The following is a 9358-nucleotide window of genomic DNA, read 5'->3' on the forward strand; positions in this document are numbered from 1 at the left end:
GGACACTCAGGCGAACTTGGTCTTCGGGCGCTCCTGCTTCACGTCGTCCACGAAGACGTCCACCTTCTCGTCGTAGAAGCAGACCAGGCCCTGCACCTTCTGGCTCTCCGGCAACGGCGTCCGGTAGTACCACACGATGTCGCGGTGCAGCTCGTCCCCGACGCGAACCGAGTAGTACTCCGCCGAACCCTTGTACGGGCAGTGCGTGACGGTGTCGCTCGGCTCGAGCAGGTCCAGCCGGATGTCGGTCTTGGGCAGGTAGTACCGCGTCGGCAGGCCGGTCTCGAACAGCAGCCGCGGGCTGTGCGTGTCGGCGACGGTCACGCCGTCGATCTCGATGCGCACGTGCCGGGAGCTGGCGAGGATGTCGACGCGGGTGTGCGGGTCACGGGGGTGGACGAAGATCTCCTCGTCCTCCTCGAACCAGCTGTCCATCGCCTCGAAGTCCAGCCGGATGTGGCCGTGCAGCTCCTCGATCGGCGAGTCCTCGTACTCCAGCGCCGCGTCCACCGCCTCGCGCTCGTCGACCCGGACCGTCGAGAGCTTGCCGTCGCCGCGGCTCGGGGAGTGGTAGGTGTTCGCGGACGGGACGAGCGCGTCCGGGACGAAGTCCTCACGTGGGATGTAGTAGGCGGGGTAGTAGGGGATCTCCCACACCAGCAGCGGCCGGATGGTGTCGGCGACGACCTTGCCGCCGAAGACCACCCGCACCCGCTTGGCACCGTGTTCGACCCGCACCCGGCCTCGGCCGTCGTTGCTCATGCTGGCTGCAACCACGGCCGCCGCGGGGTTATTTCTCCGGCAGCTGCTCGCGTGCCCAGTCCGCCCACTCCCGGTGCATCGCGGTGAAGCGCAGGCCCCATTCCAGAGCCAGCCTGCCGTACACCGCCAACGCGTTGTCGCCCCACTCGAGCTGCTCGTCCAGCTTGCGCAGCGACTCGTGGTGCTCGGTCGCGACCCCGGCGGTGGTGGCGAGGAAGGCCCTGGCCTCGTCGGGTTCGAGCGCGTTGAGGAAGAACACCCGCAACAACAGGTCGTCACGACGGGTGCGCGGGCGGGTCTCGAGCAGCCAGTGCCGCAGCTCGGCCCGACCCTCGTCGGTGATCGCGTAGACCTTGCGGCCCCGCGGCCCCTCCTCCACGACGGTGATCAGGCCCGAGTCCGCGAGCTTGGCCAGCTCGCCGTAGAGCTGGCTCTGGGTCGCCGGCCAGACGTTGCTCAGCGAGACCTCGAACTTCTGCATCAGGTCCCAGCCACTGCCGGGCTCCTCGGACAGCAGGCCGAGCACAGCGTGTCGAAGACTCATGCACGCAGCATACCTTCCAGTCTTGACATGTCTAGTTCTGACCCTCTAGTTTCGACATGTCAAGACTGGAATGTCGAGGAGCGGACGATGAACTACCTGCGGAGTTTCGCCCCCTGGATCGTCTACGCGGCGGTGGCGACCCAGCTCGACTGGCGCTACAGCGCGCTGGTCGGGTTACTGCTCTCGGCAGGACTGGTGGTGTGGGAACGCCGGGAGCGCAGGCCGTGGGACTCGATGGTCATCGAGCTGAGCGCCGCGGTCTTCTTCGGGTTGCTGGCGGTGTTCGCGTTCGCCGATCCGGGCTCGGCCGCGAGCGACCAGGTGGTCACCATGTCCTCCGCCTGGCTCGCGCTCACCGCCTGGGGCTCGCTGGTGATCGGGCGGCCGTTCACGCTCGGCATCGCGCGGCAGATGGTGCAGCCGCAGCTGTGGCGGAACCCGCTCTTCCGGCGGACCAACGTCGTCATCACCGCGGTGTGGGCAAGCGCTTTCACGATCGAGGCGCTCGCACTGGGCTTCCTGCTGGCGTTCGCGCCGCACGCCACCGCCGCCGTCGTCACCTTCAAGGTCGCCGGCTTCGCCGTCCCCGTCCTGTTCACCATCCGCTACCCGCGGATCGTCCGCGCCCGCGCGCTGAAGGAGCCCGCATGACCCGCACGAGCTTCCACCTCAAGGGCAACTACGCCCCCGTCGCCGACGAGCTGACGGCGTTCGACCTGCCCGTCACCGGTGCCATCCCGCCCGAGCTGACCGGCTGGTACCTGCGCAACGGGCCCAACCCGCGCGACGAGTCGGCGCACTGGTTCACCGGGGACGGGATGATCCACGGCGTGCGGCTGGAGAACGGGCGCGCCGCCTGGTACCGCAACCGCTGGGTCCGCACCCGCAGTTTCGAGGACCCGTCGATGCGGCTGCGGGGGCCGGACGGCAGCCGCGACCTCACCGCGTCGCTGGCGAACACCCATGTCGTGAACCACGCCGGGCGGACGCTCGCGCTCGTGGAGTCGTCGCTGCCCTACGAGGTGACGCACGAGCTGGAAACCGTGGGCCCGTACGACTTCCACGGCAAGCTGCACACCGCGATGACCGCGCATCCCAAGATCTGCCCCGAGACCGGGGAGCTGCACTTCTTCGGGTACGACGTGCGCGAGCCCTACGTGACCTACCACCGGGCGGACGCCGCCGGCGAGCTGCAGCTGTCCCGGCCGATCGACGTGCCGGGGCCGACGATGATGCACGACTTCACCCTCACCAGCAGGCACGTGGTGTTCCTCGACCTGCCGGTGGTGTTCGACGGCGCCCGCGACGGGATGCCCTATCACTGGGACGCCGGTTACGGGGCGCGGATCGGGGTGCTGTCGCGGGAGGACCCGCACGGCGAGGTCCGCTGGTTCACCGTCGACCCGTGCTACGTCTTCCACACGCTGAACGCGCACGAGGCGGGCGAGACGATCGTGCTGCACGTGGTGCGGTACGCGCACCTGTGGTGGCCGGGGCACGAGGACGCGCCCTCGACCCTGTGGCGGTGGACGATCGACCTGCGGGCCGGCACCGTCCGCGAGGAGCAGCTGGACGACCGGCCGTGCGAGTTCCCGCGGATCGACGACCGGCTGGCCGGTCTGGACGTCCGCTACGGCCACGTCACCGCCGGCGACGCGCTCGTGCGGTACGACCTGCACGCCGGCGGGTCGGCGGCGCACACCTTCACCGAGGGCCGCACCCCGGGGGAGGCGGTGTTCGCGCCGCCGAACTGGCTGATCACGTACGTGTACGACCGGGCAAGGGACAGCAGCGACCTGGTGATCCTGGACGCGACGGACCTGCGCGCGCCGGTCGCCACCGTGGCGCTGCCCAGCCGCGTCCCGGCGGGGTTCCACGGCAACTGGATCGCGGACGGGCATCCCGGCGCCTGATCGGGCGATGGGCGGCGGCGGGTCCTGGACACGTTCTCCCCGGACTGCTAAGACAGACCAGTCTCCCTCATCGAGGGGAGGAGGACGCATGCTCGAAGGACTCGAGTTCTCGCGCCGCTCCGAGCGCGGCGCCACCACCGTGGTGGTCGCCGGTGAGCTGGACGCCTTCACCGCCCCCTCGCTCGCGAACGAGCTGGACACCCAGCTGGCCCGTGCCGAACGGGACGTGGTGGTCGACGTCAGCGAGGTGACCTTCATGTCCGGCGCCGGGCTGGAGGTCCTGATGACCGCCGCCGCCGAGGCGGCGGGCACCGGGATCAGGATGCGGGTGCGCACCACCGGTTCCCGTGCCGTCGAGCGCGTACTGGAGGCCGCCGGCGGCGAGCACCTGCTCCCTCGCGCCGACTGACCCGGTTTGCCCGCCCGGCCCTGGGGTATCTCCGGGACATGACCTTGCCCGAGGAGGACCGGCTCCGCACCCTGCTGTCCGAAGTGGACTATCCGTGCGACCGCGCCGAACTGCTCCGCCAGGCCGCCGCCCACGGCGCCGACGACGGCACCCTCGGCCATCTCGGCTGCCTGCCCGAACGCAGCTATGCCGGGTTCGACGCGGTCAACAGCGCGCTGACCGAGACCGGATGAGACCCCCACGGAGCCGGGATGCGGCTGGCCAGGAGTGATCTGTCGGCGCCAGGGATCCGGCGCCGGAAAAGCGGTAAGGGCTTTCGCTACTTCACGCCTGAAGGCGAGCCGCTGCGCGACGCGGAGACGCTCGAGCGCGTGCAGGACCTGGTGATCCCGCCCGCGTGGCGCAAGGTGTGGATCTCACCGCGCCCGAACGGGCACATCCAGGCCGTCGGCGTCGATGACGCGGGCCGCAAGCAGTACCTCTACCACGAGCAGTGGCGCCGCGAACGGGACGAGCAGAAGCACGACCGCGTGCTGCGGCTGGCCAAATGCCTGCCGAAGTGGCGCGAGCAGGTCGCGGCCGACCTGCACGAGCGCGGGCTGACGAAGACCAGGGTGCTGGGGGCGGCGCTGCGGATGCTCGACCGCGGCGTGTTCCGCACCGGCAGCGAGGAGTACGCCGAGGCCAACGGCACCCGTGGCGCGGCGACCCTGCTCAAGGACGACGTGCGGGTGCGCGGCAACGAGATCACCTTCTGCTACAACGCCAAGGGCAGCATCGAACGGACGCACAGCATCACCGACGAGGAGCTCGCCAAGGTCATCAAGGCCCTCCTGCGCGCCGATTCCGGTTCGGACCGGTTGCTGGTCTATCGCGACTCGGCGGGCTGGCACGAGGTGCACGCCGACCAGATCAACGAGCGGTTCAAGGAGATCTCCGGCGACGAGTTCACCGGCAAGGACCTGCGGACCTGGCACGCGACGGTGCTCGCCGCGGCGGCGTTCGCGGCCGCCGGGCCCGTCAAGTCCAAGCGCGGTCTGCAGCGCACCCAGGCGGCGGTGATGCGCGAGGTGGCGGAAAGCCTGGGCAACACCCCGGCCGTCGCCAAGCGCTCCTATGTGGATCCGCGGGTGGTGCACGCCTACGAGGAAGGGTCCACGGTGGAGTCCGCGCTGCGGCGCCTCGGCGCCAAGGGCGTCCGCGGCGACCAGGAGCGTCAGGTGCTCGAACGGGCCGTGATCCGCTTGCTGTCGAAGCGATCTCATGTTTGAGCTGCCCCGGTAGAGGTACCAGGACCGGGTGTGGTTGCTGAGACTGCCCGGTGTCTACCGCCCGCAGGCGGACACCCGGCTGCTGCTGAGTGCGTTGCGGGACGCGGGGCTGGGTCGTTCGGCCCGCGCTTTGGATCTGTGCACCGGATCCGGTGTCGCGGCGATCGCCGCGGCCCGGGGCGGCGCCCGGCAGGTGACCGCGGTGGACCGGTACCTGCCCGCGGTGTTCAGCGCGCGCTTCAACGCCCGGGTGCGCGGGTTGCCGGTCAGGGTGCTGCACGGCGGTCTCACGGCCGTGCACGGGCAGTTCGACCTGATCACCGCGAATCCGCCTTACGTGCCTTCCCCGTCGGTCGAGCCCGCACAGGGCGCGGCGATGGCGTGGGACGCCGGGCTGGACGGACGGCGTTGCCTGGACGAGCTGTGCGAACGGGCGGCCGACCTGCTCGCGCCCGACGGCACGATGCTCATCGTCCATTCCGCACTGTGCGGTATCGAGGCGACCCTGGAATCCTTACGGGACAAGGGGTTGAAGTCCTCGGTCGTCGCACGCGCGACGGAACCGTTCGGGCCCGTGATGCGCTCGCGCATCGAGTACCTGGAGGACGCCGGCCTCATCGAGCCCGGCGAGCGGACCGAGGAGCTGGTGGTGATCCGTGCCGACCGCATCGAACGCTGAACCACGCCGGGTGACCATCGAGCCGGGCGGGCCGGTGCTCGTCGAGGGCCCGGTCGAGCTGGAGCTGCCCGACGGCACCACGGTGTCCTCGGACCGTTTCGTGGTCGCGGTCTGCGCCTGCCGCCGCAGCCGCCGTTATCCCTTCTGCGACACCAGTCATCGCAAGAAGGTCCGTCGCTGAAATGGATGAGAAGGGGCCTCCGCGGAGGCCCCTTCTTCATGCCCGCAGTGAGGATCGGCCCGAGTGCCAGGCCGACAGGACGTGCGTCGCGAAGCGGGCCTCGAGCAGGTTCGTCGCCTGGATGCCGAAAACGACGTCCGCCGCCAGCTCCGGTTCGTCGGCCAGCAGCCCGCCGATCACCTCGTGCCGCATGACCTGCTCGTGCACCGCGTCGGCCTCGATGTGCTCGGTGAAGAACACCTTGCAGGCGTCGGGCGCGTCGAGCCGGTTCAGCGCGCGCTCCATCCGCATCGCGCTCGGCGCCGTGGTGATCTCGGCCGCCGCGAAATGCCCCACGAGCGCACCGCGCAGCCGCCGGTGCAGCCCGAACAACGACATCAGGTTGACCACGGCCAGCATGCACCCCGGCACGTCGTCCAGGTAGTGCAGGTAACCCGGGTCCAGCCCGGCCGCGTCCATCAGGTCCGCGTACAGCTTCGCGTGCACCCGGTCGGCGCGGCCGCCGCCGAACTCGTCGAACTCGACCGCGACCAGCGCCGCCTTCGCGCGCCCGCGCAGGCGCGGGATGACCCACGCGTGCGGGTCGGCCTCCTTGAGGTGGTAGATCGAGCGGTGCGTGAGGTACTCGCACATCTGCCACCACTCGCCCGTGTCGGCGAGGTAGTGGCTGATCCCGGTGCCGTCGATCGGTTCGACGAGCAGCTCGTCGAGCTCGCCCTGGACGTCGTCGCCGCCCGCGGTGGCCGCGCGCAGCCCGGCGAGGAACACCCGTTCCATCGAGGCACGCAGGCGCAGCAGCTCGGGGTCCCACTCCCAGTCCGGGTCCACGCCCGGAAAACCCTGGTAGTGCAGCTCGTAGCACAGGTACAGGGCGAGCTGCACGTCCTCGCCGAAGGGGTCGGCGTCGGCCACCGCGCGCAGCTCGGGGAAGTCACCCCGCTCGTCGCGGCGCAACGACTCGATGACCGCCTCGGACAACGGTCCCCGGGCACCAGGCAATACCGCAACAGCACTCGTCATGGCAGCTGAATACCCGTCCGGGTGTGCTGCTACGCGTGTCCGGTCAGCATTGTGATGAGCGCGGGCAACCCGGCCGCGACGGCGCGGCGCTGCCGCTGCGCGCCGGTGCCCTCGCTGAGCAGCCGCCGCACCTGCTCGCGCACGAAGTCCAGGTCCCCGGCCTCCTCCAGCGCCGGCCGCACGTGCTCCAGCAGATTCACGACGACCCGTTCGGCCGGCATCTGCTGGGCCAGGCCGGGATGCACGCCGCTGCCCTCGAGACCGTCCCGTGCGGCGGTCCACAGCGCCGCCGCGGCCACCTGCCCGGACAGCCGCGGCGCCGCCACGCCGCGGTCGAGGTCGGCCAGCGCGCGGCGCACGAGCGCGCGGCCGAGCAACGCCTGCAGCAGCGCCTCGTCGACGGTCAGCGCGGTGTCCGCGACCCGGAACTCGATGGTGGGCAAGCGTTTCGACGGGCGGGCGAGCCAGAACGACATCGACGCGTCGACCAGCGCACCGCAGTCGACCAGCCGGTCCACCTCGTCGTCGTAGGCGGCCAAATCGGGGAAGAACGGCGGGACCCCGGCGCCGGGGAACCGGGACTGCTGCACGATCCGCCAGCTGCCGTAGCCGGTGTCGCGGCCGTGGTCGAACGGCGAGTTCACCGACAGCGCCAGCAGCGCGGGCAGCCACGGCCGCAGGTGGTTGACCACGGCGACGGCCGTCTCCCGGTCGGGCACGCCGACGTGGACGTGACAGCCGCAGGCCTCGTAGTCCGCGACCATGCCGCGGTAGAGGTCGTCGATCCGGCCGAACCGGCCGTCGTTGTCGCCGAGCGTCGCCGGTCCGGAGAGGACGGACGTGCCGGCCGCGGCGATCACCGTGTCGTGCAGCACCGCGGCCTCGTGCAGCAGGTGCCTGCCGCGCACGAGCTGCGTGCGAAGTCCTTGTGCGTCAAGGCAGATCCCGCTCGCGGCCTCGACCTGGGTGGCCCGCAGCTCGCGGTGCAGGGCGGCGCCGTCGGGCAGCGGGCGATGGCCGTCGAGCACGCGGGACGCGCGGGGAACGGTCGCGCCCGTGGCCGGGTCGAGCAGGAGGAACTCCTCCTCGACGCCGATGGTCAGTCCGGCACCGGGGGCAGCGCCTTGGTCGCCGGGCCCTGGATCACCGAGCCGTCCGTGCCGAACCGCGAACCGTGACATGGGCAGTCCCAGGTTTTCTCGGCGTTGTTGAAGGCGACCAGACAGCCCAGGTGGGTGCAGCGGGCGCTGACGCTGCGCAGGTTGCCGTCAGCGGCGCGGTAGGAGGCGACGAGCTGGGTGCCGCGCCGGGTGACCTTGCCCTCGCCGACGCTCGGCACGTCGCCCGGCGCCACCGCCGCCCGCAGGTGGTCGCCCACCAGGTGCAGGGTCACCTGGCTGTTGTTCTCGGCCAGCTTCAGCGAGGACCGCAGGTCGAACCGGTTCGGGTCGTACAGCCCGGCGTACGGGCTGCCCTCGCCCCGGATCTCCTTGTCCAGCAACAGGCCCGCCGCGGTGCCGCCGGTCATCCCCCACTGCCCGAACCCCGTGGCGACCCACAGGTGCCGGGTACCGGGGTGGTAGCGGCCGACGTACGGCACGGAGTCCAAAGTGGACATGTCGTGTGCGGACCAGCGATGGGTCACCTTGGTGACCCCGAAGTCGGCCGCGCCGGCCGCGAGCTTGCGGTAACGGGCCTCGACGTCGACGTGCTCACCGGTGCGGTAGTGCTCGCCACCGACGATCACCAGCCCGTCGTGGCCACGCACCGAGCGGTGGGTGTCCGCGTCCAGGTACATCCCGGGCGGCGCCTTGCCCTCGCCTGCCACCACGAGATCGCGCGTCGGTTCGAGCCGCGCGAAGAAGAGGCCGCGGTCGAGGACCGGGTAGTGCGTGGCGATCACGACGTCGGCGGCCCTGACCGTGCCGCCCCGCACGTGCACCGTCGGTGTCGGCCGCTCGTCGACGCGCTCCACCCCGGCCTGCTCGATGATGACGCCGCCGAGCCCTTCGAACGCCGCCGCCAGGCCCAGCAACCACTTGCGAGGGTGGAACTGCGCCTGCCCGGTGACCCGGACGGCCCCCTCGACGGGGAACGGCAGCTCGACGTCCTGCACGAAGCTCGCGGGCAGGCCGGCTTCCGCCGCCGCGTCGGCTTCGCTCTTCAGCTTGCCGAACTGGCCGCTCCTGGTCGTGTAGACGAAGCTGTCCTGCCGGGAGAAGTCGCAGTCGAGGTGCAGCCGCGCGGAGGTGCCCGCGATCCATTCGAGCGCTTCGAGCTGGCTCTGCGCGTACTGGCGGGCGGCGTCGGCGCCCTTGCGCGACTGGAGGGTGTCGTACTTGAGCGCGTGCTGGGCGCTGATCTTCGCGGTCGTGTGTCCCGAAACCCCGCTCGCGACCTCGGCAGCCTCGACCACGAGCACCGAGCGGCCCGCGTCGGCGAGCGCGTAGGCGCTCGTCAGGCCCGCGATCCCGGCGCCGACGACCACGACGTCGACGTCGGCGGGCAACGGCCGGTTGGCCCGCTCGGGCGCCGGTGCGGTGTCCACCCAGAGGGACAAGGGTGCGGGCAGCTGCATG

General features: G+C 71.0%; 12 protein-coding genes. 7 read left to right on the forward strand and 5 right to left on the reverse strand.

The features are described 5' to 3' along the window. Window positions 1–6: 6 nt before the first annotated feature. Together LWP59_RS29535 and LWP59_RS29540 are read right to left on the reverse strand one after the other, a co-directional pair. Entirely contained in the window at window positions 7–762 is a 756-nt protein-coding gene (locus LWP59_RS29535; protein WP_144641656.1) for a DUF427 domain-containing protein, read from the reverse strand. A gap of 28 nt (window positions 763–790) precedes the next feature. After that, window positions 791–1306 carry a PadR family transcriptional regulator gene (locus LWP59_RS29540; RefSeq protein WP_144641653.1) on the reverse strand — a complete coding sequence of 172 codons (516 nt, stop codon included), beginning with the start codon at window positions 1304–1306 and terminating at the stop codon, window positions 791–793. An 87-nt stretch (window positions 1307–1393) separates the two neighbouring features. On the opposite strand from LWP59_RS29540, the gene LWP59_RS29545 reads away from it, so the two are divergent. From LWP59_RS29545 to LWP59_RS29575, 7 genes are all read left to right on the forward strand, one after another. Then, a complete protein-coding gene (locus LWP59_RS29545; protein WP_144641650.1) occupies window positions 1394–1957 on the forward strand; it encodes a hypothetical protein in 564 nt (187 codons plus the stop codon). Next, the gene (locus LWP59_RS29550) at window positions 1954–3219 is read left to right on the forward strand and encodes a carotenoid oxygenase family protein (RefSeq protein ID WP_144641647.1); all 1266 of its coding nucleotides are present in this window, start codon (window positions 1954–1956) and stop codon (window positions 3217–3219) included. The genes LWP59_RS29545 and LWP59_RS29550 overlap by 4 nt, the downstream gene beginning before the upstream one ends. Before the next feature lie 88 nt (window positions 3220–3307). Beyond that, the gene (locus LWP59_RS29555) at window positions 3308–3628 is read left to right on the forward strand and encodes an STAS domain-containing protein (RefSeq protein ID WP_186383352.1); all 321 of its coding nucleotides are present in this window, start codon (window positions 3308–3310) and stop codon (window positions 3626–3628) included. A gap of 38 nt (window positions 3629–3666) precedes the next feature. After that, window positions 3667–3861: a DUF2795 domain-containing protein gene (locus LWP59_RS29560; protein WP_144641641.1), complete on the forward strand. Its 195-nt coding sequence runs from the start codon at window positions 3667–3669 to the stop codon at window positions 3859–3861. Window positions 3862–3879: 18 nt separating this feature from the next. Then, a complete protein-coding gene (locus LWP59_RS29565) occupies window positions 3880–4899 on the forward strand; it encodes a DNA topoisomerase IB (RefSeq protein ID WP_144641638.1) in 1020 nt (339 codons plus the stop codon). Between the two features lie 28 nt (window positions 4900–4927). Continuing rightward, the gene (locus LWP59_RS29570) at window positions 4928–5578 is read left to right on the forward strand and encodes a HemK2/MTQ2 family protein methyltransferase (RefSeq protein ID WP_144641635.1); all 651 of its coding nucleotides are present in this window, start codon (window positions 4928–4930) and stop codon (window positions 5576–5578) included. Then, window positions 5556–5759: a CDGSH iron-sulfur domain-containing protein gene (locus LWP59_RS29575; protein ID WP_144641632.1), complete on the forward strand. Its 204-nt coding sequence runs from the start codon at window positions 5556–5558 to the stop codon at window positions 5757–5759. The genes LWP59_RS29570 and LWP59_RS29575 overlap by 23 nt, the downstream gene beginning before the upstream one ends. A 36-nt stretch (window positions 5760–5795) precedes the next feature. Here the strand turns inward: LWP59_RS29575 and LWP59_RS29580 are convergent, their stop codons facing one another. From LWP59_RS29580 to LWP59_RS29590, 3 genes are read right to left on the reverse strand one after another with little or no spacing between them, the layout of a single operon-like run. After that, a complete protein-coding gene (locus LWP59_RS29580) occupies window positions 5796–6779 on the reverse strand; it encodes an iron-containing redox enzyme family protein (protein WP_144641629.1) in 984 nt (327 codons plus the stop codon). A gap of 29 nt (window positions 6780–6808) precedes the next feature. Further along, window positions 6809–7960: a carboxylate-amine ligase gene (locus LWP59_RS29585; RefSeq protein ID WP_144641626.1), complete on the reverse strand. Its 1152-nt coding sequence runs from the start codon at window positions 7958–7960 to the stop codon at window positions 6809–6811. Next, complete coding sequence (locus LWP59_RS29590) at window positions 7879–9357, reverse strand: FAD-dependent oxidoreductase (protein ID WP_229857579.1); 1479 nt, start codon at window positions 9355–9357, stop codon at window positions 7879–7881. The genes LWP59_RS29585 and LWP59_RS29590 overlap by 82 nt, the downstream gene beginning before the upstream one ends. Window position 9358: the final 1 nt, after the last annotated feature.

Origin of the sequence: Amycolatopsis acidiphila (genome assembly GCF_021391495.1) — a bacterium.
Classification (GTDB): domain Bacteria; phylum Actinomycetota; class Actinomycetes; order Mycobacteriales; family Pseudonocardiaceae; genus Amycolatopsis_E; species Amycolatopsis_E acidiphila.